The sequence below is a fragment of the Actinoplanes sp. NPDC048796 genome, from assembly GCF_040650035.1.
In the GTDB taxonomy this organism is placed as follows: domain Bacteria; phylum Actinomycetota; class Actinomycetes; order Mycobacteriales; family Micromonosporaceae; genus Actinoplanes.
Genome location: NZ_JBEZGO010000017.1, coordinates 64742 through 89155 on the forward strand (window position 1 = coordinate 64742; position 24414 = coordinate 89155).

24 protein-coding genes and 2 riboswitches are annotated in these 24414 nt (G+C 71.8%); of the genes, 6 read left to right on the forward strand and 18 right to left on the reverse strand.

Going from position 1 to position 24414, the window contains the following annotated elements; all coding sequences use genetic code 11:
- Positions 1–37: 37 nt before the first annotated feature.
- Positions 38–1678 carry a 2-isopropylmalate synthase gene (locus AB0C26_RS40050; RefSeq protein WP_360258732.1) on the forward strand — a complete coding sequence of 547 codons (1641 nt, stop codon included), beginning with the start codon at positions 38–40 and terminating at the stop codon, positions 1676–1678.
- A gap of 18 nt (positions 1679–1696) precedes the next feature.
- On the opposite strand, the gene AB0C26_RS40055 is transcribed toward AB0C26_RS40050, so the two are convergent.
- The 6 genes from AB0C26_RS40055 to AB0C26_RS40080 all read right to left on the reverse strand — a co-directional run bounded on the left by AB0C26_RS40055 (position 1697) and on the right by AB0C26_RS40080 (position 8899).
- The gene (locus AB0C26_RS40055; RefSeq protein WP_360258735.1) at positions 1697–2476 is read right to left on the reverse strand and encodes an alpha/beta hydrolase; all 780 of its coding nucleotides are present in this window, start codon (positions 2474–2476) and stop codon (positions 1697–1699) included.
- Positions 2477–3167: 691 nt separating this feature from the next.
- Entirely contained in the window at positions 3168–3959 is a 792-nt protein-coding gene (locus AB0C26_RS40060) for an SAM-dependent methyltransferase (RefSeq protein ID WP_360258738.1), read from the reverse strand.
- Positions 3960–3974: 15 nt separating this feature from the next.
- Positions 3975–6680 carry an AAA family ATPase gene (locus AB0C26_RS40065; protein ID WP_360258741.1) on the reverse strand — a complete coding sequence of 902 codons (2706 nt, stop codon included), beginning with the start codon at positions 6678–6680 and terminating at the stop codon, positions 3975–3977.
- 81 nt (positions 6681–6761) lie between these two features.
- Positions 6762–7709, reverse strand: coding sequence for a trypsin-like serine protease (locus AB0C26_RS40070; RefSeq protein WP_360258744.1), 948 nt, complete (start codon positions 7707–7709; stop codon positions 6762–6764).
- 67 nt (positions 7710–7776) lie between these two features.
- Positions 7777–8079, reverse strand: coding sequence for a GNAT family N-acetyltransferase (locus AB0C26_RS40075; RefSeq protein ID WP_360258747.1), 303 nt, complete (start codon positions 8077–8079; stop codon positions 7777–7779).
- A 154-nt stretch (positions 8080–8233) separates the two neighbouring features.
- Positions 8234–8899 (reverse strand): (2Fe-2S)-binding protein, encoded by a 666-nt coding sequence (locus AB0C26_RS40080; RefSeq protein ID WP_360258750.1) that lies wholly within the window; start codon positions 8897–8899, stop codon positions 8234–8236.
- A gap of 103 nt (positions 8900–9002) precedes the next feature.
- Between AB0C26_RS40080 and AB0C26_RS40085 the strand changes: the two genes are divergently transcribed.
- A complete protein-coding gene (locus AB0C26_RS40085) occupies positions 9003–9440 on the forward strand; it encodes an acyl-CoA thioesterase (RefSeq protein WP_360258944.1) in 438 nt (145 codons plus the stop codon).
- 11 nt (positions 9441–9451) lie between these two features.
- Here the strand turns inward: AB0C26_RS40085 and AB0C26_RS40090 are convergent, their stop codons facing one another.
- The 4 genes from AB0C26_RS40090 to AB0C26_RS40105 are packed head-to-tail and all read right to left on the reverse strand — an operon-like array spanning position 9452 to position 12954.
- Entirely contained in the window at positions 9452–10150 is a 699-nt protein-coding gene (locus AB0C26_RS40090; protein ID WP_360258753.1) for a methyltransferase domain-containing protein, read from the reverse strand.
- Positions 10147–10911, reverse strand: coding sequence for an ABC transporter ATP-binding protein (locus AB0C26_RS40095; protein ID WP_360258756.1), 765 nt, complete (start codon positions 10909–10911; stop codon positions 10147–10149). The genes AB0C26_RS40090 and AB0C26_RS40095 overlap by 4 nt, the downstream gene beginning before the upstream one ends.
- Positions 10908–11846, reverse strand: a complete 939-nt coding sequence (locus tag AB0C26_RS40100) for an ABC transporter substrate-binding protein (protein WP_360258759.1) — start codon at positions 11844–11846, stop codon at positions 10908–10910. Before AB0C26_RS40100 ends, AB0C26_RS40095 begins: the two co-directional genes overlap by 4 nt.
- Position 11847: 1 nt before the next feature.
- Positions 11848–12954: an iron ABC transporter permease gene (locus tag AB0C26_RS40105; RefSeq protein ID WP_360258762.1), complete on the reverse strand. Its 1107-nt coding sequence runs from the start codon at positions 12952–12954 to the stop codon at positions 11848–11850.
- 139 nt (positions 12955–13093) lie between these two features.
- Here AB0C26_RS40105 and AB0C26_RS40110 point away from each other — a divergent pair, with 139 nt between their 5' ends.
- The 4 genes from AB0C26_RS40110 to AB0C26_RS40125 all read left to right on the forward strand — a co-directional run bounded on the left by AB0C26_RS40110 (position 13094) and on the right by AB0C26_RS40125 (position 17858).
- Entirely contained in the window at positions 13094–13342 is a 249-nt protein-coding gene (locus tag AB0C26_RS40110) for a hypothetical protein (RefSeq protein WP_360258765.1), read from the forward strand.
- 154 nt (positions 13343–13496) lie between these two features.
- A complete protein-coding gene (locus AB0C26_RS40115) occupies positions 13497–13880 on the forward strand; it encodes a hypothetical protein (RefSeq protein ID WP_360258768.1) in 384 nt (127 codons plus the stop codon).
- A 359-nt stretch (positions 13881–14239) separates the two neighbouring features.
- Positions 14240–14447: riboswitch (cobalamin riboswitch) on the forward strand.
- 103 nt (positions 14448–14550) lie between these two features.
- A complete protein-coding gene (locus AB0C26_RS40120) occupies positions 14551–16863 on the forward strand; it encodes a ribonucleoside-diphosphate reductase subunit alpha (RefSeq protein WP_360258771.1) in 2313 nt (770 codons plus the stop codon).
- Entirely contained in the window at positions 16863–17858 is a 996-nt protein-coding gene (locus AB0C26_RS40125) for a ribonucleotide-diphosphate reductase subunit beta (RefSeq protein WP_360258774.1), read from the forward strand. The genes AB0C26_RS40120 and AB0C26_RS40125 overlap by 1 nt, the downstream gene beginning before the upstream one ends.
- On the opposite strand, the gene AB0C26_RS40130 is transcribed toward AB0C26_RS40125, so the two are convergent.
- The 8 genes from AB0C26_RS40130 to AB0C26_RS40165 form a co-directional block, all read right to left on the reverse strand.
- The gene (locus AB0C26_RS40130; RefSeq protein WP_360258777.1) at positions 17836–18627 is read right to left on the reverse strand and encodes an ABC transporter ATP-binding protein; all 792 of its coding nucleotides are present in this window, start codon (positions 18625–18627) and stop codon (positions 17836–17838) included. The two genes, AB0C26_RS40125 and AB0C26_RS40130, sit on opposite strands and share 23 nt — an antisense overlap.
- A complete protein-coding gene (locus AB0C26_RS40135) occupies positions 18624–19634 on the reverse strand; it encodes an iron chelate uptake ABC transporter family permease subunit (protein WP_360258780.1) in 1011 nt (336 codons plus the stop codon). Before AB0C26_RS40135 ends, AB0C26_RS40130 begins: the two co-directional genes overlap by 4 nt.
- Complete coding sequence (locus tag AB0C26_RS40140; protein WP_360258783.1) at positions 19631–20608, reverse strand: iron ABC transporter permease; 978 nt, start codon at positions 20606–20608, stop codon at positions 19631–19633. The genes AB0C26_RS40135 and AB0C26_RS40140 overlap by 4 nt, the downstream gene beginning before the upstream one ends.
- A gap of 11 nt (positions 20609–20619) precedes the next feature.
- The gene (locus tag AB0C26_RS40145) at positions 20620–21588 is read right to left on the reverse strand and encodes an ABC transporter substrate-binding protein (protein ID WP_360258786.1); all 969 of its coding nucleotides are present in this window, start codon (positions 21586–21588) and stop codon (positions 20620–20622) included.
- Between the two features lie 82 nt (positions 21589–21670).
- Positions 21671–21846: riboswitch (cobalamin riboswitch) on the reverse strand.
- 19 nt (positions 21847–21865) lie between these two features.
- Positions 21866–22207: a hypothetical protein gene (locus tag AB0C26_RS40150; RefSeq protein ID WP_360258947.1), complete on the reverse strand. Its 342-nt coding sequence runs from the start codon at positions 22205–22207 to the stop codon at positions 21866–21868.
- Between the two features lie 34 nt (positions 22208–22241).
- Positions 22242–22775 carry a copper resistance CopC family protein gene (locus tag AB0C26_RS40155; protein WP_360258789.1) on the reverse strand — a complete coding sequence of 178 codons (534 nt, stop codon included), beginning with the start codon at positions 22773–22775 and terminating at the stop codon, positions 22242–22244.
- On the reverse strand, positions 22772–23911 hold the full coding sequence (locus tag AB0C26_RS40160) for a Dyp-type peroxidase (RefSeq protein ID WP_360258792.1): 1140 nt from the start codon (positions 23909–23911) through the stop codon (positions 22772–22774). Before AB0C26_RS40160 ends, AB0C26_RS40155 begins: the two co-directional genes overlap by 4 nt.
- Complete coding sequence (locus tag AB0C26_RS40165) at positions 23908–24414, reverse strand: copper chaperone PCu(A)C (RefSeq protein ID WP_360258795.1); 507 nt, start codon at positions 24412–24414, stop codon at positions 23908–23910. The genes AB0C26_RS40160 and AB0C26_RS40165 overlap by 4 nt, the downstream gene beginning before the upstream one ends.

Sequence of the window (24414 nt, forward strand, 5' to 3'; positions counted from 1 at the left end):
CCAGACTAACTTGTCATACAACCTGACAAGTTCTATCGTGGGCGCATGGCACTTCTCCTCCTCGGTCGCCGCTGCGGGGCCTGACACGGCCGGCACCCCGCAGCGGGTGGCCCGCGCGCCGGTCGATCGGACCCGACCGACCCTGGAGATCACGATGAACCCGCAACGCCCCAGCGGCATGCCCTTCCACCGCTACCGTCCCGTCCACGACCGCGTCGCCCTGCCGCTGACCGAGCGCGACTGGCCCACCAACCGGATCACCGAGGCCCCGCTCTGGGTGCCGGTGGACCTGCGCGACGGCAACCAGGCCCTGGCCGAACCCATGGACGCCGGCCGCAAGCGCCGCTTCTTCGACCAGCTCGTGGCCATGGGCTACAAGGAGATCGAGATCGGTTACCCGTCAGCCAGCAAGACCGATTTCGATTTCGTACGCCATCTGGCCGCGGCCGAACTGCCCGAGGACGTCACGGTGGTCGTCTTCACGCCGGCCCGCGCCGAGCTGATCGACCGCACTGTCGAGTCGGTCGACGGCCTGGACCGGGTGATGATCCATCTGTACACGGCCACCGCCCCGGTGTGGCGGGACGTCGTGCTCGGGCGTACCCGCAAAGAAGTCAAGTCCTTGATCCTCGACGCCGCCGCCCACCTGGCCCGGCGCGCGCCCGGACGCCGCTTCCAGTTCTCGCCCGAGGTCTTCAACCTCACCGAGCCCGACTTCATCCTCGAGATCGGCGCCGCCCTCACCGACCTGTGGGACGCGAGCCCCGACCACCCGGTGGTGCTCAATCTGCCGGCGACGGTCGAGGTCGCCACCCCCAACGTGTACGCCGACCAGATCGAATACATGCACAAGAACCTCGCCCGGCGCGACGCGGTGATCCTCTCGGTGCACCCGCACAACGACCGCGGCACCGGCGTGGCCTGCGCCGAGCTGGCGGTGCTGGCCGGCGCGCAGCGCGTCGAGGGCTGCGTGTTCGGCAACGGCGAGCGCACCGGCAACGTCGACCTGGCCACCCTGGCCCTCAACCTGTACGCGCAGGGCGTCGACCCGATGATCGACTTCTCGGAGATCGACGCCGTCGTGGAGGTCGTCGAACACTGCACCCGGCTGCCGCTGCACCCGCGCCACCCGTACGCGGGAAGCCTCACCCACACCGCCTTCTCCGGCACCCACCAGGACGCGATCGCCAAGGGCCTGGCCCGGCACGCCAAACAGGCGGCCGAGCTCGGGGTGCCGGAGAGTCAGGCGCCGTGGGCGGTTCCCTACCTGCCGATCGACCCGGGCGACCTCGGCCGCGATTACGAAGAGGTCATCCGGATCAATTCACAGTCCGGAAAGGGCGGCATAGCGCACATCCTGCGGATCCACCACGGCCTGGACCTGCCGCCCGGGATGCGCCCGGACTTCGCCCGCACGGTCCAGGGTGTCACCGACAACACGGGCCGCGAACTGCGCCCGGCCGAGCTGTGGCAGCTCTTCCACGACACGTACGTCTCCCCCGGCGTCACATCCCCGGTCCGGCCGGGCGAGGCGACGGCCATTCACCGGGACGGAGCTTGGGTGTACGCGGAATGCGCCGTCGACGGGCACCGAGCGTGGGGCGCCGGGCCTGCCGAGGAACACGCGCTCCGGGCGGCGGCCAACCGCACGTCCCCGAACGCGGACCGGCGCCCGTGACGGCGATCCGGGCCTCCGCTACCTCAGGAACCGGCTGACCTCGTCCGCGAAGTCCTCCGGGTGCTGGAACAGGAAGGCGTGCCCGGCGTCGCTGTAGAGCACGACCTTCGCGTCCGGCAGCCGCTGTGACATCGCGTAGGTGGCGTACGAATTGATCATCACGTCGTGCGCGCCGTTGGCCACCAGGACCGGCAGGGTGAGCTCGCCCTGCCGGTCCCAGAAGCCCTTGAAGGTGCCGATGGCCTTGAGCTGGGCCCTAAAGGTCTCGGGCTGCACGGCCGCCTTCGACTCGCTGAGCCGGTGGTCGAGCCGGCGCAGCGAGGCCAGACCCTTCGCGCGGGCCCGCTCGGTCTCCGGGAAGAACAGGTAGAGGAAGTCCTCGTCGTGGTTCTCCGGGTGGGCCAGGGTCTCGTTGACCTTCGCGGGCGGCGGCGGCAGATCGGGCACACCCCCGGCCGAGCTCCCGGCCACGATCAGCCGGCGGACCAGCCCCGGCGCCCGAAGCGCGATCCCCTGAGCGACGATGCCGCCCATCGACCACCCGAGCACGTCGACCTGGTCGAGCCCGAGCGCCCGGATGAACGCGATGGCCCCGTCGGCCAGCCCTTCGATGCTGTCCGGCGCCGTACCCTCGGAGAAGTTGGTCCCCCGGTTGTCGAAGACGATGACCTCCCGCTCCGCGGCCAGCCGGTCCAGCAGCTCCGGATCCCAGTGGTCCATCGTCCCGCGCAGCCGCATGCACAACACGAGCGGAATGCCGCCCGCCTCCCCGAACCGCCGATACGCGAAGCCATCCACAAACCGGGTCTCAGCCCGATCAGCCAGGTAAGTAGTCACCCCTTTACACTCACCCGGGCGCCGCACACCGCCATAAGTCACTTGACCGACCTAGCCGAAAAGAAGTCCTCTTGCTGGGACCGGACGCACCGATCCGGGCCTCGCGGGACCATGCCTACGACTCCGCGAGCGATGTGCCCGGCCGGACAGCCGCGATCGCCGACCCGGCCGGAAGCCGCGCCGCGGTGTCCGCGCTCAGCGTGCGGATCTATCACCAAGGCGGGACGATCTACTCGGCCGCGCCGAGGGCGTTGCCCTGTCTGGTCGCCTTGGTTCTCGACGAACGGATCGCCGTCCGTGCGCCGACTCTGGAGCTGATCGGCGGCCTGGGAAGTTCGCCGGCATGTCGCTTTCCCACTGGCTCAGGTCACGGACCGGCCCGAGGCGATATGGGAGGCGGTCCGGCGCCGGTGGGATCACGAGGACGACGAGGCGGCACGGATGGGACTCGTCGCGCTGGTCGGGCAGCTTCTGCGCAACGGCCCGCGGGGCGGGAACCCGGAGCCGCGGCGCTGGCCGGCCACCCGGGACTCCCGGAGAACCGCTCCTGCGCCAGGTGGTCGAAGGCGACCGTCGGCGCGTAGTGCCGGGCGGATGGCGTCGCCGAGATCGCGCGGCGACGGCTGACAGCTGAGCCCGGCGGCGGCCTTGCCTAGGGTTTGCGGGCGACGCCGCCGTAGAGGGCCACCTGGGCGTCGGTGAGGTCGGTGGCGGTGGTGGGGCGCCAGCGCAGGATCGGGACCACGCCGGGGTCGATCAGGTCGAGGCCGGCGAAGAAGCGGGACACCTCGGGCTGGGAGCGCAGCCGGGTCGGGATGCCCTGTTCGCGCATGATGGCGGTGAAGCGGGCCCAGGACTCCGGGTCGTGGTCGCCGGTGATGTGGGAGAGCACCAGGTAGCTGCCGCTCGGCAGGCGGGACATCAAAGACTCGACGATGTCGTACGGGTTCTCGTCGTCCTCGATGAAGTGCAGGATGGCGAAGAGCAGCAGCGCCACCGGCTCGTCCAGGTCGAGGGTGTCGCGGACCTCGGGGGCGTCGAGGATGGTCGCCGCCTCCTGGAGGCGGGCGCCGACATACGCCGTACGGCCGGACGGGTTGCTGGTCAGGAGCGCGCGGGCGTGGCTGAGGACGATCGGGTCGTTGTCGACGTAGACGATGCGGGCGGACGGGTCGGCCTCCTGGGCCACCTCGTGCACGTTCGGCGCGGTGGGCAGGCCGGTGCCGATGTCGAGGAACTGGCGTACGCCGGCCTCGGCGGCCAGGAAACGCACCGTGCGCTGGAGGAACGCCCTGTTCTGCCGGGGGGCTGTGGCCGCGTTGGGGTTGGCTTTCAGACCCTCCTCGGCGGCGGCGCGGTCGGCGGCGAAGTTGTCCTTGCCGCCCAGGAGGAAGTCGTACACCCGCGCGGGGTGGGGCCGGCCGGTGTCGAAGGCGTCCGTCACCGGGCCAGGATATCGTCAGAAGTCGCTGTGCTGGTGGGCCAGCCGGGCCAGTTCCACCCGGGAGCTGAGTCCCAGTTTGGTGAAGGCGTGCCGCAGGTGGGTGCTGACCGTGTGCGGCGACAGGAACATCGCCGTGGCCACCTGGCGGTTCGTGGCGCCCTCGGCGACCCGGCGGGCCACCTCCCGCTCGGTGGGCGTCAGCCCGGCCCAGCCGTCGCCGCCGGGCGCGGCGGCCGTCCGGGGGCGGCGGCGTACGCCCCGCTTGCGCAGGGCGCCGCGGACGCGTGAGCTGTCGCGGGTGGCGCCGACCTCGTCGTAGATGAGGCAGGCCTCATCCAGCGCCTCGACCGTGCCCACGTCCTCCAGGGCGACCGCCAGGGGCAGCGGCCGCGGGAACTCGCGGTAGATCGCCACGGCCTCGGTCAGGCGGCCCTCGACGTGGGCGACGGTGGCCGCCAGGAAACGGAACGACGGGTTCGCGGCGGCGCGCCGCCTGATCGTCTCGGTCGCGCGGGCGGCCCACTCCGGTTCGCCGAGGTCGCGGGCGATGCGCACGAACAGCACGTCGTCGGCCGGGTCGAGGGGTGTGCCCAGCGCCGGGATCCGGTCGCCGAAGCTGGCCGCCGCCTCGGACAGCAGCTCCCGGACCCGCGCCGGATCGCCCCCGTCGGCCAGGGCGACCAGCGCGCCCAGCCACAGGCCGGCGTGCCGGACGATCGGCGCCTCGTCGGCGCGCATCCGGGCCGCCTCGGCGTCGTAGCGGCGGGCCGCGGCCAGGTCGCCGGCGTGCAGGGCGACCCGGCCCACGGTCACCAGCGCCGTGCAGTCGGCGTAGTTGCCGGCGCCCAGCTCGTCGCTCATCGCCCGCACGCCCTCGGCCTCGGCCCGGGCGTCCTCGAGCCGGCCCGCGTCGTACAGCAGCTTGCACCGGTCCATGCTCCACTGCCGCAGCAGCCAGGCCTGCCCGTCACGCTGGGCCGCCCGCATGCCCTGGTCGGCGTGCTCCAGGGCGAGGTCGGGCCGGCCGGCGATGCCGTCGAGCCAGCCGCGCCACTGCGTCGATCCCCACAGCGCGGCGGCCGCGCCGACCCGGGCCGAGATGGCCACGGCCTCGTCGGCCAGGTCGCGGGCGGTGGTCCAGTTCTGGTCGTTGAGGGCCAGGACCGACTGGGAGGCGAGGCAGATCGCCCGGGCGGCGTCGTCGCCGGCCCGGGCCGCCGCGTCGAGCCCTTCGGCCAGGACCGCGTCGGCCCGCGGCGGGTCGCCCACCATCGTCAGGTTGACCCCCTCGAGGGCCAGCAGCGATGCCCGCGTGGTGTCGGGCAGGCCGGGCAAGGCGGCCGCGCGCTCGCACTGGCGTACGGCCTCCACAAAGGAGTACTGGCTGGACACGGCCGCGATGGCGAGCCGGACCACGGCCTCGGCGGCCGGTCCGGCGCCGGTGGAGAGCAGGCTGTGGGCGAGCCGGGTGGCCTCGTGGGCGCGCCCGGCCAGCCACAGCAGCCGTACGCTGTCGGCGATGATCTCGCCTCGCAGAGGCGAACCGGCCGGGGTGAGCTCGAGGGCCCGCCGGCTCACGTCGGCCGCGCTCGACGGCGCCACCGACGCCAGCTCGCCGGCCGCCCGGCGCAACGCCGCGATCGCCTCCTCGTCACCGGGCTCGGCACTGTCGGCCAGCAGTGCGGCGACTTCAACGGCCGGAGCGTTTTCCCGTACGGCGATCCGCGCGGCCTCGCGGCGCAGCGTGCGGGCCACGGCGCCGGGCACCGTCGCGCGCACCGCCTCGCGGATCAGGTCGTGCTGGAAGACCAGGTGGCCGTCGTCGTCCTCGCTCAGGAAGTCGTGGGCCTCGCGCACCGGGCCCAGCAGCGCGGCCGGCGACCGGTGCGTCAGCTCGGCGATCAGCGGCAGCGACAGCCGCCGGGACAGCACCGAGGCGACCTCGAGCATGGTGCGGGCGTCCGCGCCGAGCCGGGACAGTTGCCGCCGGATCAGCTGCCGCAGGCGTACCGGCGAACCGTCCTCGCGGGCGCCCCGAACCAGCGCGCTGATCAGCATCGGCCGGTTGCCGGTCCCGTGCACAGCGGCCAGCAGATCGGCCGACGGGGCCGCGCCGAGCAGGTCGGCCGCCATCGCGGCCGCCGCGTCGTCGTCGAGCCGGTCCAGCTCGATCGTGCCGGCCCCGCCGTCGGTGAGACGGCCCAGCGTGCTGAGGTAGCCGGGCGGCCCGTCGGCCCCCCGGCCCGCGAGCAGCCACATGACGGCGTCGGCCGCCAGCCGCTCGGGCAGGGCCCGGACGGCCAGCAGGGTCAGGTCGTCGCACCACTGCAGATCGTCGACGGTGACCAGCAGGGGCCGGCGCAGGGCGGCGCGCTCGATGGCGTCCCGCACCTCGGCCAGCACCCAGTAGCGGCGCTCGGGATCGGCGACCAGCTCGCGCATCCGCTCGGAGGCGAGGATCGGCTCGGGGCCGCCGAGCAGGCCGCGCAGCAGGCTGTCGCCGGGGATCAGGGCGCTGTCGGGGTCGGCCGCGATGGCGACCCGGCGGACGCCTCTCAGTCCTGCAGCGAGTGCCGCCTCGCGGAGAAGGCGTGACTTGCCGCTGCCCGCCGGGCCCGTGACGAGCGTGACCGAGCCCTGCCCGGCGACGACGCGGTCGAGGGTGTGGTGGAGCGCTGCCAGCTCGCGGTCGCGCCCGCGTACCGGGGTGTCCTTCTCCACTCAGCGAGATTACTTGAAGATCGCATGCCTTCGAATCTGGCCGACCGGGCCGTCCGGCACATCACACATCCATGCGATCTCTCACCTGCGGTGCGTCCCCCGGCGGGGTTTGCGCAGCCAGAGAGCCCCAGCCACGGCGAGGACGGCGACCGGGATCACGCCGAGCCAGAGGTAATTGGTCTCCTCGGCCGGGGGAAGTGCTTGCTGAGCGACGCTGCTAGCCGGTGTTTTTATCCGGTTTGTCGGCTGAGTGGCCGGCTGGAGATCGGCCTTGATGACGCCGAGAATCCACGGGGCGACCGCGTCCACCCGCGTCGCCGTGTCGGCGCCGGTGTGCGGGCAGGTCGGGCCGCGGCTCACCACGGCGACCACGGTGGCCACGCCGGTGGGGCCGCCGGAGAAGTACGGCCCGCCGGAGTCGTGCGGGCAGGCGCTGGTGCTCTTGCTCGGCGCGACGCCGGCCACACCCATCTCGACCTTGTCGACGTTGGTGACCCGGAACTGGCCGGTCTGCAACGTGGGGCTGGTCTGCACGGCGTCGCCGTCGGTCAGGCCGAAACCGACCAGCCGCAGCCGCTGCCCGTTGGCCGGCTTGACCCGGTTGAGCTTGAGCGGGGCGATGCCGGTGATCGGCCGGTCGAGCCGGGCCAGGGCCACGTCGGCGCTGCCGTGCTGGCGCACCTCGACGACGTTGGCGCTCAGGCCCACCTTGGTCTTCAGGTCGGCCCGGCCGACGGTCGCGATCGTGCGCTCGGCGACCGGCCGGGACACCCGCCGGCCGGTGGCGTCCTTGAAGCAGTGGCCAGCCGTGAGCACCCAGTGCGGCGAGATCAGGCCGCCGGAGCACGAGCTGTCCCGGCGGCCGCCGTCGGCGGTCGGGATGCCGAGGTCGGTCAGCTTCACCGCGAACCGGTACTGGCCGTTGACGACGGTCTGGCCGTCGGCGATCGCGTGCGCGGGCGTGCCGGCGGCGCCGGCACCGAGCACGGCCGCGGCGAGCGCGACGACGACCCTCGATAGCGTCTTCATCGGCGTCGAGCCTACGGCCGGCCCGCCAATCACGGACCGGCGTCAGTTGATCACTACTTCACCCGCTCTATTTGATACGCCGGCCCTGCCGGGCCAGGATCGCGTCGTAGTCGTGGTGCGTCTCCAGCCAGCCGCTGATGAAGGGGCAGATCGGCACGACCGTACGGCCTTGGGCGCGGGCGTCGTCCATCACCGCGCGCGCCAGCTGGGAGCCGAGGCCGTGCCCCTCGTACCGCGGCTCCACCTCGGTGTGGGTGTAGGCGATGATGTTTCCGCTGGTCTGGTAGGTGACGAGGCCCGCGAGCTCGCCCTGCTCGTCGCGCGCCTCGAACCGCTGTTTGTCGGGCACGTCGGTGATCACGAACGTCATGCCTCATCCAATCACAGGACGCCCGAGCTGGTACCGAGGCGTGAACCGGGTCCGGTACTCCGAGGCGCTCAGGCCGTGATGGGCCCGAAAGCGCCGCGCGAAGTAGTTGGCGTCGGGCCATCCGACCCGCCCGTGAACTTCTGTTGGATGGCGGTCATGCCGCGAGCACACAGTCGCCGCAGGTGCCGCCACCCGGAATGCGGTAGTACAGGCAGCAGTTGCGGCGGGCCAGGCGACTGCCGTCCCAGGTGGCCATCCCCCGCAGCTGAACCAGATCGAGCGCCGCCGCCACCAGGGGCGCGGCCTCGGGCCGGCCGATCATCGCGGCGGCGCCGCCCAGCGCCGAGGCGACGTTGCCCCACAGCACCTTCGGCGAGAGCACGAAGCGGCGCCGGAACACCTCGAGGACGGGCTCGACCAGTTCCAGGCCCGGAACCCGCCCGCCCTCGACGGCGGTCAGGCCACGCTGCGCGAACGGGATCGGGCCGCCGGCGACGGGCCGCCACCACAGCTTCGCCGGATCGGGCACCGGCAGCGCCCCACCGGCCACGGCCGCGCCGAGCACCGGCGACAGCAGCCGGGACGCCAGCCCCAGGAAGGTGATCGAGGCCACGACCCGTTCCTCGATGTCGTCACGGCGCAGGCCCGACATCCGTCCGAGAATCCCCCGCGCGACCTCGACGCGCTCCGCGACCACCTCGGGTTTCACGAGGTCGGTGTACGGCCGCCAGTCGCTCCCGCCGTCGTACGGCTCCCACACGAAGTAGGGCCCGAAGCGGGCGGCCGCGTCCAGCGCGGGTGTGGCGTCGACCTCTGACACGCCACCACCCTACGGACCCGCCCCACCCCCGTGGCTAGCCTCCGTTGCTGTGTCACAGCCCGGCCGCCCGCCCTCCGCCAGCGAACTGACCCTGTCCCAGATCATGGACCAGCACCACACCAACCTGATGGGCACGGTCCACGGCGGCCGCATCCTCAACCTCATCGACTCGGTGGCCGGCGTGGTCGCGGCCCGCCACTCCGACGGCCCGGCGGTGACCGCCGCCATGGACGAGACCCTGTTCCTGCGGGCGGTCCGGGTGGGCGACGTGGTCCATGTGGCCGCCCGCATCACCTGGGCCGGGCGCAGCTCGATGGAGGTGGCGGTGAAGGTGACCGCCGACCGCTGGGACAAGGCGGTGCCCCCGACCACGGTGGCCACGTCCCACCTGGTGATGGTGGCGGTCGACGACGACGGCAAGCCCCGCGCCGTCCCACCGCTCCTGCCCCAGACGGACGACGACCACCGCGCCTTCCACGAGGCCGAGATCCGCCGCAAGCACCGCCTGACGCTGCGCTCAGCCCTCGCCACCGACAGCTGACGGCCCCGGAGTCAGCTGACGCGGGCGGTGACGAGGTACTGGGTCCGCAAGTGGTGGCCGGGGGCCACGCCGTACCGCTGATCCAGCTCGTAGATCGTGGTCAGTGGGGTGACGGTCACCTCGGTCAGGCCGGCCTCGCGCAGCACGGCGGCGGTCTGGTCGATCGACGTGGCGGCGGCCAAGGGAAGCTCGGCCTGGACCTCGGCGTCGTAGAAGCCGGTGAAGTTCTCCCCGGCGCTGTCCAGGCCCTCTGGGAACCACGTGCTGTCGACCACCGCCACCACGCCGCCGGGGCGGAGCAGGCGCATCCAATTCTGTACGGCGGTGACCGGCGACCGCAGCGTCCACATCACGTAGCGGCCGACCACGGCGTCGAAGCTTGCCGGCGGGAAGGGCGGCTGCACCGCGTCGCCGGGCTGGAACGCCGGCGGAAAGTCAACCGCCGCGGCGTGCCGGCGGGCCTCGGCGAGCATGCCCTCGGACAGGTCGATGCCGGTGACCCGGTGGCCGAGGCCGGCCACAGTCAGGGCTACATGCCCGCTTCCGGTACCGACGTCGAGCACGTCGCCGCGGGCGAAGGGCAGGGCGCCGGACCAGATCGCGGACCAGGCCGCGTTGTCGGCTTCGACCCGCGACGGGCGCTGCTGGTACGCGTCGTACGAAGGGGCGCGCCCGGTCCAGTACTCGTTGATGCGGTCCTGCGTGTTCATGGGCGAGCCTCCAGGTCGAAGAGCAGGTGCAGGTTGCCGTCGAGGTCGAGGCGCCTGATGCCGATGCCGTAGACGGGTTCGAGAATCGCCGGGTCCAGCACGTCGGCGGCCGGGCCGGCCGCTACGACGTCGCCCCGGCCGAGCAGGATCAGGTCGTCGCAGTAGCGGGCGGCCAGGTTCAGGTCGTGCAGGACGACGATCGAACAGGTGCCGAGGGCGCGGACCAGGTGCAGGATCTCGTGCTGGTAGCGGATGTCGAGGTGGTTGGTCGGCTCGTCCAGCAGCAGGTGGGTGGCCTGCTGAGCCAGCGCGCGGGCGATCAGCACCCGTTGCCGCTCGCCGCCGGACAGGCCGCCGAACGCGCGGCCCGCCAGGTGGGTCGCGCCGACGCGGGCCAGGCAGTCGGCCGCGATGTCGTGGTCGGTGGCGCCGGCGCGCTGGAAGGTGGTCAGGTGCGGGCCGCGGCCGAGCAGCACCATCTCGGCCACGGTCAGGGCGGTCTCGCCGCCGGATTCCTGGACCACGACGGCGATGCGGCGGGCGGTCTCGCGCGGTGAGAGGTCCGTCAGCGCCGTGCCGTCGACGGTCACCGTTCCGGTGGGGGTGCGCAAGGCCCCGTACAGCAAGCGAAGAAGTGTGGTTTTGCCGCTGCCGTTGGGGCCGATCAGGCCGAGCACGCGCCCGGGCCGCGCGGTCACGCCGACGCCGTCGATGACGGGATTCGCGCCGTAGCGCCAGGACAGGGACGACGCGGTGATCACTTGAAGCGCCGCACGATCTTCTCGAGGCCGTCGACCGAGAGCGGGGACGGTGGCTCGGTGAAGTTGAACAGCTGGGTCATGACGTTGCCGCTCCGGACGGCCTTCAGCTTCTCCGAGCCGGGCAGGCCGGTCAGCGCCTTCTCGACGGCCTCGGGATCGCCGTCGCTGTGCAGCAGGATCAGTACGTCGGGGTTGCGCCCGAGGATTTCCTCCAGCGTCACCTCGAAGACGCGCTCCTCGCTGTCGCCGAAGACGTTCGTGAAGCCCGCGGCTTCCAGCTGGGGGTGGGCCATGCTGGTGCTGCCGTACGCGTACGTCACGCCGCCGCCGACCGTCGGGTACAGGACCGCGGCCGTACGGCCGTTCCCCGTCTTCTCGATCTTGGCGACGCGGTCCTTGAGCGCCGCGGCCGCCGTGGCCGCCTGCCCGGGACGGTTGAAGACCTTGCCGTACGTCTCCAGCTGTGTGTAGACGTCGTCGAAGGTCGGCCCGACGGTGCTGTTCGGGCACATCGCCGGCTCCTCGAGCAGCGGAATGTCCACTGCGGAGAGCGTGTCGCGTGACAGGTTGTCGACCTGGCCGAGGACCAGGTCGGGCTGCTGGCTGATCACCACCTCCGGGGAGATCTGAAGGTGGCCGCTGGTGTCGGTCTTGTCGGTCAGCAGCGGGATCCGGTCGAGCTCGGCCAGCGTCGCCGCGTCGTAGTACTCCTTGGGGTACGCGCCGGCGCGGGCGGTGACCCGGTCGAGCACGCCGAGGTCGTGGAGGTAGGGCACGGCGGCGCTCTTGAGCAGAACGACCCGTTCGGGGGCCTGGTCGAAGGTGACGTCGACCCCGCAGTTGGTGACGACGACGGCCTCGGCGTCACCGGCCGCGTCGGCGGCGCCGCAGCCGGCGAGGGTGAGGGCGAGGAGGGTGGCGGCCAGTTTCTTCATCTCAGACTCCGGTGGCGTGCAGGCGGCGGATGAGGATCAGCAGGAACGGGGCGCCGAGCAGCGCGGTGATGATGCCGATGGGGATCTCCTGCGGGGCCAGCACGACGCGGGCCACCACGTCGGCCCAGACCAGCAGGATCGCGCCGAGCAGCGCGGCCACCGGCACCACGCGGGTGTGGGTGGCGCCGACGATCCGGCGGGCCAGGTGGGGTACGACGAGCCCGGCGAAGCCGATGCTGCCGGAGGCGGAGACGAGCACGCCGACGCCGAGCGAGACGACGATCAGCAACCGCATCCGGAACCGGTCGGGGGAGACACCGAGCGTGTGCGCGGTCTCGTCGCCGACGGCGAGGGCGTCGAGCCGGCGGCCGCTGACGGTCAGGTAGGCGATGGTGCCGCCGATGACGAGCGCGGCCACCGCCAGCAGCGCGTCCCAGCGGGCCAGGCCGAGCGAGCCGAGCAGCCAGAACATCACCGAACGGGAGCCTTCGGCCGAGCCCGACGCGAAGATCAGGAAGCTGGTGAGGGCGTAGAGCGCGTAGCCGACGGCGACGCCGGAGAGCAGCAGGCGCATCGAGGTGACCCGGCCACCGCCGCGCGCGATCAGGAAGACGAGCAGCGACGCGGCGAGCGCGCCGAGGAAGGCGCTGGCCGACAGGGCGTACTGACCGAAGCCGGCACCGACCCCGAAGAGGATGGCCGCCGCGGCGCCGCTGGAGGCGCCCGAATTGATGCCCAGCAGATACGGGTCGGCGAGCACGTTGCGCACCATCGCCTGCAGCGCCACGCCGCAGGTGGCAAGACCGGAGCCGACGAGCATTCCCAGCAGCACGCGGGGAAGCCGCACCTGCCAGACGATGGCCTCCTGCGGCGGCGTCCAGGTGACGTCCGACGGGAAGCCGATCAGCCGGTGCCCCAGGATCTTGGCCACGGTCACCGGGCCGATCCCGATCGCGCCGGTGCCGACCGCGATCACCCCCGTGGCGATCAGCCCGGCGACCAGGCCCAGCACCCAGAGGGTCGTGCGGCGCCGTCGGGCGGTCAGCCCCAGCACATCGGCGGACACCACAAACCCCCACAGTTGGTTGTTGCCAAAGATGTGCAACAACCTAACAGCATGATCAGTGGCCGATGAAGGCAGTGGCCCCCAAGGTGGTTCATCGAATCGGCCGTTCGGCTGTTGTTTTCCGGCCGGCAACCGGGCCACCATCTGGAGCCACGTGACTCCGGAGTGTGGAGGTGGACGGATGGAGCGCCGCGTACCTCTGAACAGTCGCAGAATCGCCGGAGCGACCCTGACCGTCAGCACGATGGGCGGCTACAGCGTCACCCTCGACGGCACCGACATCGGCTACATCCACGCGGGCGTCAGCGACGACTGGCACGCCTACCGCCGCCGCCCCGGCCAGCCCGACGAATACCTGGGCCACTTCGCCATGGAGGAGGCGGTGGGCCGCATCACGATGCCGGGCCGCGACGAACGCCCGGGTCAGTAACCCGCTGCCGGCAAGCTCGCGGCGCTTCCCGCGCACGCCGACACGGGGTTCCGGATCGGCGACGGCCATCCCGGCACCCGGCCCTGGAGGCACGGCGCCGCCGGAGCGGCCCTCAGCAGCGGCCGACTGTCATGATCGTCACGTTGAGTGAGGGATGCTCGGCGACGAGCATTGGCTGGTGATCTCTGAGTTGGTGGGTGACCTCATCGCCGGGGCCGTGGGCGGCGAGCTGGGGGAAGCGCTCGGACGGCTGCGGATCGGGCGGGCTCGGGCGGGCGTCGTGCGGGTTGAGGCGGCGCTCAAGAGACCGGGGCGCCGGTGGCGGCACGGCTATCTCGATCTCGGGGCGGACGGCCTCCGCACCTGGGTGCCACGGCTGGGGTGGCGGGTTCCGCTGGGTGAGCTTCGGGTCGGGCGGGAGCTGGGAATGACGCGGGCCGAGCGGCTGTGGTGGCTTGACCCGGAGTTGCGGGTGTTCGCGTACGGACGGATGAAGCTCGCCGTTTGGCCGGCGGATGTCAGGAAAGTCCGGGGCTGAGAACCACCAGCGGGGCGGTGTTCACAGGCCGAGCACGATCCGAGGTGAGCAGGGCGGTCAGTAGCGTGGCCAGGTGGCGGAACGAGAACAGGTCAGGCCCGCGGTATCCGGCGATCTCGCCCTGAGGTTCGAAATGGGTGGGGCGGACCAGACCACCTGGGCTCCTCGGGGACGGCCGGGTGAGGCGTGACGAACCGGCACAGCAGGACGTGGCCGTTCTCGTCGAGGATGAGGGCGCGGGCTGCGGTACGGCGGTTCGGCGGCACGGGCGCAGGGTAGCCGGTGGGCGACCGGTGATCACGGGAGGCGACACGCCGATCACAGCATCTGGTGTTGTCGCTTTGGGGGTCCGCCCATATATGGTGTCTCACGCAGCTGGTTCGGCCGCGCCGTCACGGTGCGGCCGAGGCAAGAGGGAACCCGGTGTGAGTCCGGGACTGCCCCGCAGCGGTGAGTGGGAACGAAAGCCGTCACACAGCACTGGGCGCGAGCCTGGGAAGCGACGGCCGGTAGGAAGAAGCTGAGCGCCCACGAGTCCGAAGACCTGCCAGCGCGCCGCACGCCGTCCGGTGTGCGGCGGTCGAAGGCCGCGTGGGACGGCCGACGCCACCAGTCGGCCGTGCCGTGGCCGTCGGCGTCTCCCGCGTGCCTTCACCCAGGCGAGGGAGACATGGTGCGGGTACGCAAACGCGACGGCGATCGGGAAACGGTCGACGTCAGCAAGATCGTCAAGGCGGTCGAGCGCTGGTCCGGCGATCTCGACGAGGTCGACCCGTTACGGGTCGCCACGAAGACCATCAGCGGGTTGTACGACGGTGCCACCACCGCCGAACTCGACAAGCTCTCCATTCAGACGGCGGCCGAGCTGATCGGCGAGGAGCCGCAGTATTCGAAGCTGGCCGCGCGGCTGCTGGCCGCGCGGCTGCTGGCCGCGTACGTGGACAAGGAAGTCCGCCTGCAGGGGGTCGCGAGCTTCTCCCAGTCCATCCGCTACGCCCATCAGCTGGGGCTGATCGGGGATGAGACGGCCGCTTTCGTACGGCGTAACGCCCGCAAGCTCGACGACGCGATCGACGGGGACGCGGACCGCCGATTCGAATACTTCGGGCTGCGTACCGTGGCCGATCGTTATCTGCTGCGGCATCCGCATTCCCGGGATGTCGTCGAGACGCCGCAGTATTGGCTGCTCCGGGTGGCCTGCGGTCTCTCCGGGAACGCCAACGAGGCGATCGGTTTCTACCGGCTCATGTCGTCGCTGGCCTACCTGCCGAGTTCGCCGACGCTGTTCAACTCCGGCACCCGGCACACGCAGATGTCGTCGTGTTTCCTGGTCGACTCCCCCAAGGACGAGCTCGACTCCATTTACGAGCGCTACCACCAGGTCGCGAAGCTGTCGAAGTTCTCCGGCGGCATCGGTGTCTCGTGGAGCCGGATCCGGGGCCGGGGCGCTCTGATCCGCGGCACCAACGGCAGATCCAACGGCATCGTCCCGTTCCTCAAGACGCTCGACGCCGGGGTCGCCGCGGTCAACCAGGGCGGCCGCCGTAAGGGCGCCGCGTGCGTCTATCTGGAGCCGTGGCATCCCGACGTCGAGGAATTCCTGGAACTGCGCGACAACACGGGTGAGGAGTCACGCCGTACCCACAACTTGAATCTGGCCAACTGGATCCCGGACGAGTTCATGCGCCGGGTCGAGGCCGACGGCGACTGGTCGCTGATCGACCCGTCCGACGCGCCGGAACTGCCCGACCTGTTCGGTGAGGCGTTCGACGAGGCGTACCGAAGGGCCGAGAAGAAGGCGGTGAAAACCGTCAAGGCCCGCGACCTGTACGGGCGGATGATGCGCACGCTCGCACAGACCGGCAACGGCTGGATGACGTTCAAGGACCCGTCGAACCGGCTGTCGAACCAGACCGGCGCGCCCGGCAACACCATTCACCTGTCGAATCTGTGCACCGAAATCCTCGAGGTCAACTCGGACGACGAGACCGCGGTCTGCAACCTCGGCTCGGTCAATCTCGGCGCGCACCTCGCCGGCGGTGGCGTCGATTGGGAGAAACTGCGCGAGACCGTGCGTACGGCAGTGGTCTTCCTGGACCGGGTCATCGACATCAACTATTACCCGTCGCCGCAGGCCGCCAGGTCGAATCCGCGGTGGCGGCCGGTCGGGCTCGGCTTGATGGGCCTGCAGGACGCTTTCTTCCAGCTGCGGCTGCCGTTCGACTCGGCCGAGGCCAGGGAGCTGTCCACCCGCGTACAGGAGGAGATCTTCCTGACCGCGCTGGAGTCGTCGGTGGCGCTGGCCGAGCGGTTCGGCCCGCATCCGGCGTATCCGGAAACGCGGGCGGCGAAGGGGGATCTGCATCACGAACTGTGGGGCGCCACTCCCGCCCAAGCCGATCGGTGGGCCGCCCTGAAGGCCCGGATCGGCGAGCACGGCCTGCGGAACTCGCTGATGATCGCGATCGCTCCGACCGCGACGATCGCGTCGATCGCCGGCTGTTACGAATGCGTCGAGCCGCAGGTGTCCAACCTGTTCAAGCGCGAGACGATGTCCGGCGAATTCCTTCAGATCAACTCCTATCTCGTGCGGGAACTGAAGGCCCGCGGCCTGTGGACCGCCCCGATCCGCGAGCGGATCAAACGGGCCGAGGGATCGGTGCGGGGAATCACCGAGCTGCCGGCCGAGGTGCGCGAGCTTTTCCGTACGGCGTGGGAACTTCCGCAGCGGGCCCTGATCGACCTGGCCGCCGCCCGCGCCCCGTACATCGACCAGTCGCAGTCGCTGAATCTCTTCATGAGCGCGCCGACCATCGGCAAGGTCTCGTCGATGTACCTCTACGCCTGGAAGACCGGCCTGAAGACCACGTACTACCTGCGCTCGCGACCGGCGACGCGCATTCAGCAGGCGACCGTGCCGGTGCTTTCCCCGGCCGAGGCCTGCTCCCTGGAGAACCCCGAGTCATGTGAGGCCTGCCAGTAATGCTGCTCGACCCCGGAATGGACCTGACCCTGCGGCCGATGAAGTACCCGCACTTCTTCGACCGGTTCAAGGACGCCATCAAGAACACCTGGACCGTCGAGGAGGTCGACCTGCACGGCGACCTCGCCGACCTGGCCAAGCTCTCGCCCGCCGAACGGCACCTCGTCTCGCGGCTGGTGGCCTTCTTCGCCACCGGCGACACCATCGTCGCCAACAACCTCGTGCTCAACCTCTACCAGCACGTCAATTCGCCGGAGGGGCGGCTCTACCTTTCCCGGCAGTTGTTCGAAGAGGCCGTGCACGTCCAGTTCTACCTGAACCTGCTCGACACCTATGTGCCCGACGAACGGGAGCGGTTCGAGGCGTTCGCGGCGGTCGAGAACATCCCGTCGATCGCGCGGAAGGCCGAGTTCTGCTTCAGGTGGATCGACTCCGTCCACGAGCTTCGTGAGCTGAAGTCGAGAGAGGACCGCCGCGCGTTCCTGCTCAACGTGATCTGCTTCGCGGCGTGCATCGAGGGGTTGTTCTTCTACGGCGCTTTCGCGTACGTGTATTTCCTGCGCTCCCGCGGCGTTCTGCCGGGCCTGGCCTCGGGGACGAACTGGGTCTTCCGCGACGAGTCGATGCACATGGCGTTCGCGTTCGACGTGGTCGACCAGGTACGGCGGGAGGAGCCGGACCTGTTCGACGCCGACATGGAGAAACAGGTCAGCGCGATGCTCGCCGAAGCCGTCGAATGCGAGGTGCAGTTCGCCGAGGACCTGCTCGACCAGGGCGTCTCCGGAATGTCGCCGGCCGACATGCGCGAATACCTGCAGCACGTGGCCGACCGGCGGCTGGCCGCGCTGGGCATCGCGCCCCGCTACGGCAGCGCGAATCCGTTCGCCTTCATGGAGTTGCAGGACGTCCAGGAGCTGTCGAACTTCTTCGAGCGCCGCGTCTCGGCGTACCAGGTCGGGGTGACCGGAAGCGTCAGCTTCGACGACGACTTCTGAGCTCCGGCACGACCAGTGGGGTTCCCGCCGCCGGGTCGGTGATGACGCGGGCGGGTACGCCGAACACCTTGTGGACCAGTGCGGCGTCGACCACCTCGGCCGGCGCCCCCTGGGCGATCACGGCGCCGTCGCGCATGGCGACGATGTCGTGGGCGTAGCGGCAGGCCATGTTGAGGTCGTGCAGCACGGCGACGACGGTGCGGCCGGCCGCGTTGAGGTCGGCGAGCAGGTCGAGCACTTCGAGCTGGTGGGCGAGGTCGAGGAAGGTGGTCGGCTCGTCGAGCAGCAGCAGATCGGTCTCCTGGGCCAGCACGAGGGCGATCCAGACCCGCTGGCGCTGGCCGCCGGAGAGCTCGTCGACCGGCCGGTGTTCGAGGTCGGCGACCCCGGTGGCGGCCAGCGCGGCGGCCACGGCGTCCTCGTCGCGCGCGGACCACTGGCGCAGCCACCGCTGGTGGGGATGGCGGCCGCGCGCGACCAGATCGCCGACGCTGATGCCGTCGGGGGCGACCGGCTGCTGCGGCAGCACGCCGACGCGGGCCGCGACCTCCCGCGTCGGCAGCTGGTGGATGTCGGCCCCGTCCAGAAGCACGGCCCCGGCCGACGGCCGCAACAGCCGGGCCAGACCGCGCAGCAGCGTCGACTTGCCGCAGGCGTTCGGCCCGACGATCGCGGTGATCCGCCCCGGCGCCACCGTGAGATCGAGTCCGGTGGCGACCGGGCGGCCCTCGTAGCCGAGGCCGAGCCCGGCCGCGCGCAGTTCAGTCATCCGGTTCTCCCGATGCGGTTCGCTCTGGCCAGCAGCCAGATGAGGAAGGGAGCGCCGAGTACCGTCGTCAGCACGCCCACGGGCAGCTCGGCCGGGGCGAGGACCCGGCGGGCGGCCAGGTCGGCCAGGGAGAGCAGGGCGGCGCCCACCGCGGCCGACGGGAGCAGGGCCAGCCCGCGCTCGCGGACCAGGCGGCGGGCGATCTGTGGTGCGGCCAGCGCGACGAAGGCGATCGGGCCGGCCGCCGCGGTCGCCACCGCGGCCAGGGCCACGGCCGTGAGCAGCAGCGCGGCGCGGGCCCGTTCGGCTCGCACGCCCAGGGCCAGCGCCAGGTCGTCGCCCAGTTCCAGGGCGCGCAGGGGCGCGGCCAGCCCCAGGGCCACCGGAAGCAGCAGCACCACCGCGACCACGACCGGCGCGACCTGTCCCCAGGACCGGCCGGCCAGGCTGCCGGTCAGCCAGATGGACGCCTGCTCGGCGGTGTAGATGTTCGCGGTGTTGAGCAGGTAGGCGGTCACCGAGGTGAGCATGGCGGTGACGCCGATGCCGACCAGCACGAGCCGGTAGCCGGTGACCCCGCGGCGCCTCGACAGCAGGTAGATGGCGGCCGCGGTGGCCGCCGCCCCGGCCAGCGCGCCTACCGCCACGGTTTGCGGGCCGGCGGCCAGGACGACGATGAGGAACACCGCGACCGCGGCCGCCCCGGCGTTGATGCCGATGATGTCCGGGCTGGCCAGCGGGTTGCGGACGACCCGCTGCACGATCGCCCCGGACAGCCCGAACGCCGCCCCGACGGCGATCGCGCCGAGCGCGCGGGGCAGGCGCAACTCGAGGACGACGTACGCGCTGCGCCGGGTCGCGCCGTCGCCGCCGGCCAGCACGGTGAGCACGTCGGACAGCGGCATCGGATAGTCGCCTCTGGTCAGCGAGACGAGCAGCGCGCCCAGCCCCACCAGCAACGCGACCACGGTGACCACGACCGCCCTCCGGTCGGCGTGGCGCTTCACAGCTCGGCCAGCTTGCGACGGCGTACCAGAGCCACGAAGAACGGCGCCCCGGCGATGGCGGTGACGATTCCGGCCTGGAGCTCCTGCGGCCGTGCCACCACGCGGCCGAGCACGTCGGCCGTCAGCAGGACGATCGGGGCGAGGACGGCCGCGTACGGCAGCAGCCACCGATGCCCGGGTCCGGCCAGGGCCCGCGCCATGTGCGGCACGGTCAGGCCGACGAACGCGATCGGCCCGGCCAGGGCCACCGCCGTGCCGGTGAGCACCACGGCGGCCAGTGCGGCCGTGGCCCGGCCCACCATCAGGCCCTGCCCGAGCGAGCGGGCCATGTCGTCGCCGAGGGCCAGCGCGTCCAGCGCCCGCGCCGACAGCACGGCCAGCGCCGCGCCCACCGCCAGGAACGGCAGCGCGGTCCGGATCACCGCCGCGTCGGCCGAGGTGAGGGCGCCCACCGACCAGTACCGGTAGGCGTTGAAGGTGTTGATGTCGAGCAGCGTGAGCGCGGTGGTCAGGCCGCCCAGGAACGCGGTCGCGGCCGCCCCGGCGAGGGCCAGCTTGACCGGCGTGGCCCCGCCTCGCCCGTACGAGGCCAGGGTATGGACCCCCAGGCCGGCCAGCGCGGCGCCGGCGAAGGAGAACCAGACCCAGCCGCCGAAGCTGTGCACGCCGAAGAGGGTGATGCCCAGGACCACGGTCAGCGCCGCGCCGGCGTTCACCCCCAGCACCTCGGGACCGGCCAGCGCGTTGCGGGTCAGCCCCTGCAGCAGCACGCCGGAGACGCCGAGCGCGGCCCCGGCGAGCAGGCCGACCAGGGTGCGCGGCACCCGCAGGTACTCCACGATCCGCTGCACGTCCGAGCCGTCCGGGTGCAGCCAGGTGCCGAGCGCCGCCCGTACGCCGATGGTCTGGTTGCCGAGCAGCACCGAACCGGTCGTGGCCGCCGCCAGCACGGCGACGGCCACGACCAGGCCCACGGCGCGCCGGCTCAGAACTTCTCCGGGTGCAGGAGCTTGGCCAGATTCGCGACGGCGTCGGCGTTGCGGACGCCCGGGGTGACCTCGGCGAACGTGACCGCGTAGATCCGGCCGGCGCGGACCGCCGGCACGTTGGCCAGCGCGGGATCTTTCTTGAGCCCGTCGATGACGTCCTGTGCCCCGGACGGTCCGACATCGGCGCCGCAGCAGGCGGGGACGACGATCACGTCGGGCTCGCGCCGGATCAGCTCCTCGGTGCCGACCCGGGTGAGCCGGCCCGGCACGTCGTCGAAGGCCTGGGTGCCGCCGGCCTTCTCGATGATGGTGGTGGCGACGTCCCCGGTGCCGAAGACCCGCAGTTCGCCGCCGCCGGGCCGGTTGAGCATGGCGACCCGCGGCCGGGTCACGCCGGTGAGCTTGCTCCCGGTGTCGGCGACGGTCTTCTTCATCTTCGCGACCAGCTCCTGGGCCTCGGCTGTCTTGCCGAGCACCTGGCCGAGGCCGGTGAGGTCGCCGTAGACGCTGTCGAGGGAGACGTCGTTGGCGGCCAGGTCCTTCTGGTCCTTGCCGTCGGCCGACGGGCAGTACTGCGAGAACAGGTACGACCCCATGCCGATTTTGTTCAGTTCGGCCCGGGTGCCGAGGCCCTCGGGGGTGAAGGCACCGGTGAAGCCGGAGACGACGAAGTCCGGGTCGAGCCGCAGCACCTCTTCGCGGCTCGGGTACTCCTCGGGGTAGTAGGCCGGCGTGAACCGCGCGGCGTACTCGGGGAGCAGCGGATTGTCGAGGTAGGCGGCGCCGACCACCTTGTCGCCGGCGCCGAGCGCGTACACCGCCTCGATGGCGTTGTGGAAGGCGGCGAAGATCCGCGCCGGCGGTGTGCCGGTGGGCACGGCGATCCCGCAGTTCGTGATCGACGCCTCGGTGGGCGGCTTGTCCGAGGCCTCGGACGCGCCGCCACAGCCGGCGAGAAGACCCACTGCCAGAACGGCAGCGAGCCAGGACACAGGGGACCGTACGGCGCGTACGCGCATCGGGACCGCCTTCCAGCACCTCGTGGACGGGTCGTTGCGGTGCCGTGGCCGGTCTCCTGGCTGACGGGATGATGCGCCGGCGGCCGGCCTTCCCAGGCGGTTACGCCCAGTGACCTCACGGTGGCTCCGGCATCCCGTTCACAGTGGCGAGGGCCGCGCCGGTCTCACACCGGCTTCCCGAGCACCACGGCCCGACCACCATAGCCGCCGCACCCCGTCATGATCATCCGGGGCGGCGGCCCGGGGCCGGGATCACCGAGAGGTCCAGCACCGGCGGAATCTCGGCCACACCCGGCCCGCCGGCCTCGACCCAGGCGACCAGGTCGGCCTCGACCGCGTCGCTGAGGACCAGGCCGAACCACACCGGCGCGGCGCCACTCCGCCGGGCGGCGGGCGTGGGGTGCACCACCATCACGTTCGCCTCGTCGCATACGTCGAGGCACCGGCTGGTCCGTACGCGATGGGCCGGCGCCAGCGCCGACCGCAACCGGTCCAGCTGGGCGTCGTGGTCGACCGACGGGTGCTTGAGCGCGTTGCCGCAGCAGCAGTCCCGGCAGACGGTCAGGGTGCATCCTCGCATCCGGACACGGTAGCCGCGGTCAGGCACGGGCCGCCGACCGGTGCTTACCGGCGACGAAGAACCAGGTAGCGGTGCCGGCGAGGGCCACGCCCAAGGCGGCGAGACCGATCAGGACGCCGGCGGGAACGCCGCCTCCGGAGCCGGCCGGCGGGGTGGCGGTGGTGGCCGCCGCCGGGGGCAGCGCGGGGTCGTCGACGGTGAAGACGTACGAGCCCTGGACCGTGTGACCGTCGACCGACACCACCCGGTAGGCGACCGTGTAGGTGCCGTTGCCCAACGGCTCGCGCGGGACGATCGTGCCCTTCGCCGTGTCGACGGCGGGGGTGGAGGCGGCGATCTGGCGGCGGGCCGCGTCGCTGAGGGCGATAGTGGTGAACGACGGGTTGAGGCGCTGGCTGAACTCCAGGGTGATCGCCTCGGGGGCCTTCGTCAGCACGGCCTCCCTGGCCGGGCTCGTGGCGACCAGCTGGGTGTGCGCCCACGCCGGCGTGCCGGGCAGCAGTACCGCCACCAGCGCCGCGAGCCCGAGCAGAACCTTTCCGAGGTACGTCATGTGAGCACTTCCTCGCCGATCCAGCCGTCCTCGGTGCAGCCGGGTGGCACGGCGAAGACCGCCGAGCCGATCGGGGTGATCCATTCGTTGAGCAGGTCCTTCTCGGCCAGACGCTGCTGGATGGGCACGTACTGCCGCTCGATGTCGCCCTGGTACGAGGCGAAGATCAGCCCGCTGTCGGGGTGCCCGGCCGCGTTCGGGGCGGCGTCGTAGTTGTACGGCCGGCGCAGGATCTTCAGCGCCGGGTCGGTGACGTGGGCCCGGGTCACGTGGGCGAAGTCCGGCATGACGGGCAGGCCGGTGGTGTCGAGCGCGGCGAAGTCGGGCTCGTCGTGTTCCCTCGTCCCGGTGAACGGCGCCCCGCTGACCATCCGGCGGCCGACCGCGTTCTCCTTGTCGCCGACGCTGAGCAGATCCCACTTCTCGATCTCGGCCCGGATCCGGCGCACGACCAGCGTGGTGCTGCCGTCCGGCCGCCACACCGCCGTGTCCCTCGCGGCCCCGGCCGGGTTGGCCGTGCCGTCCAGCTGGCCGAGCACGTTGCGCTGGGTGAAGCCCGGTTGCTGCACGCCGTACGCGCGCCGGAAGCCGATCTGCGCCCACCGGACCGCCCCGAACGGCCGGGCGTCCTTGACGAGCATGCGCTGGGCGTGCGCGACGGTGAGCGGGTCGTCGGCGCAGATCTGCAGCAGCAGGTCCCCGCCCGACCACCGCGCCTCCAGCCGGTCGATCGGGAACGCCGGCAGATCCTTGACCGGCGACGGCAGCCCGGCCGCCCGGTACAGGCCCGGCCCGAAGCCGAACGTGACGGTCAGCCGGGCCGGCAGCACGGCCAGCTGGGCGTCGGTGTCGCCCAGGGCCGGCTCCCCCGCGGTGAGCCGGCGGGCGTCGTCCGAGAGCAGCCGCATCATCCGGCCCAGCGCCCGCCGGTCGGTGCCGGCGGGCAGGGTGAGGGCGACGAACGAGGCGTGCGCCGGCGGCTCGGTGGTCACGCCGGCCTGGCGTACGCCGTGGAAGGCAACGACGTCCGAAGCCGCGACCGCTGACGCTTCCTCCCGGGTCGCGAGGAAGCCCGCGGCGGCGCCGGCCCCGGCCAGCGCGCCGCCGGCGAGCAGGTAGCGGCGGCGGAGCCTCACATGCCCGCCATCGACGGCGCGGCGCTGGGGGCGTAGCTCTCCCCCGCGCCGGTGAACGGCTTGGCCACCGCGCTGAACTGGACCGTGCCGCCGTCGCCGAGGGTGAGGGTGAACCGGAGCTCGTCGCCGGGCTTGATCGGCGCCGACGGGTCCATGATCATCAGGTGGTCGCCGCCGGGCGAGAGCTCGTGGGTGCCGCCGGCCTTGATGACGAAGCCGCCCTCCTTGGGCCGCATCACCATCTTCCCGTCCTGCATGGCCATCTCGTGCAGCTCCATCGGCGAGACGGAGGTGGCCGCCTTGACCACCGTCACGTCCTTGCCGGTGCCGTTCACCAGGGTGCCGAAGGCGGCGGTCATGCCCTTGTCCACGGCCTTCACCCAGGGGTCCCGGACCGTGAGGGAGCCCTCCTCAGTGGACTTGGCGGCGGACTGGGAACCGCAACCGGCCAGAGCGGCGACGACGAGAGCGAGAGCGAACGACCGACGAGCGATGGTATACAT

Bases quoted from the DNA above. Each gene is read 5' to 3' on its own strand.
- AB0C26_RS40070 (WP_360258744.1), bottom strand. From the start codon at position 7,709: ATGAAGACGCTATCGAGGGTCGTCGTCGCGCTCGCCGCGGCCGTGCTC.
- AB0C26_RS40075 (WP_360258747.1), bottom strand. From the start codon at position 8,079: ATGACGTTCGTGATCACCGACGTGCCCGACAAACAGCGGTTCGAGGCG.
- AB0C26_RS40085 (WP_360258944.1), top strand. From the start codon at position 9,003: ATGGACCAGCACCACACCAACCTGATGGGCACGGTCCACGGCGGCCGC.
- AB0C26_RS40090 (WP_360258753.1), bottom strand. From the start codon at position 10,150: ATGAACACGCAGGACCGCATCAACGAGTACTGGACCGGGCGCGCCCCT.
- AB0C26_RS40100 (WP_360258759.1), bottom strand. From the start codon at position 11,846: ATGAAGAAACTGGCCGCCACCCTCCTCGCCCTCACCCTCGCCGGCTGC.
- AB0C26_RS40110 (WP_360258765.1), top strand. From the start codon at position 13,094: ATGGAGCGCCGCGTACCTCTGAACAGTCGCAGAATCGCCGGAGCGACC.
- AB0C26_RS40115 (WP_360258768.1), top strand. From the start codon at position 13,497: ATGCTCGGCGACGAGCATTGGCTGGTGATCTCTGAGTTGGTGGGTGAC.
- AB0C26_RS40120 (WP_360258771.1), top strand. From the start codon at position 14,551: ATGGTGCGGGTACGCAAACGCGACGGCGATCGGGAAACGGTCGACGTC.
- AB0C26_RS40125 (WP_360258774.1), top strand. From the start codon at position 16,863: ATGCTGCTCGACCCCGGAATGGACCTGACCCTGCGGCCGATGAAGTAC.
- AB0C26_RS40130 (WP_360258777.1), bottom strand. From the start codon at position 18,627: ATGACTGAACTGCGCGCGGCCGGGCTCGGCCTCGGCTACGAGGGCCGC.
- AB0C26_RS40155 (WP_360258789.1), bottom strand. From the start codon at position 22,775: ATGACGTACCTCGGAAAGGTTCTGCTCGGGCTCGCGGCGCTGGTGGCG.
- AB0C26_RS40165 (WP_360258795.1), bottom strand. From the start codon at position 24,414: ATGTATACCATCGCTCGTCGGTCGTTCGCTCTCGCTCTCGTCGTCGCC.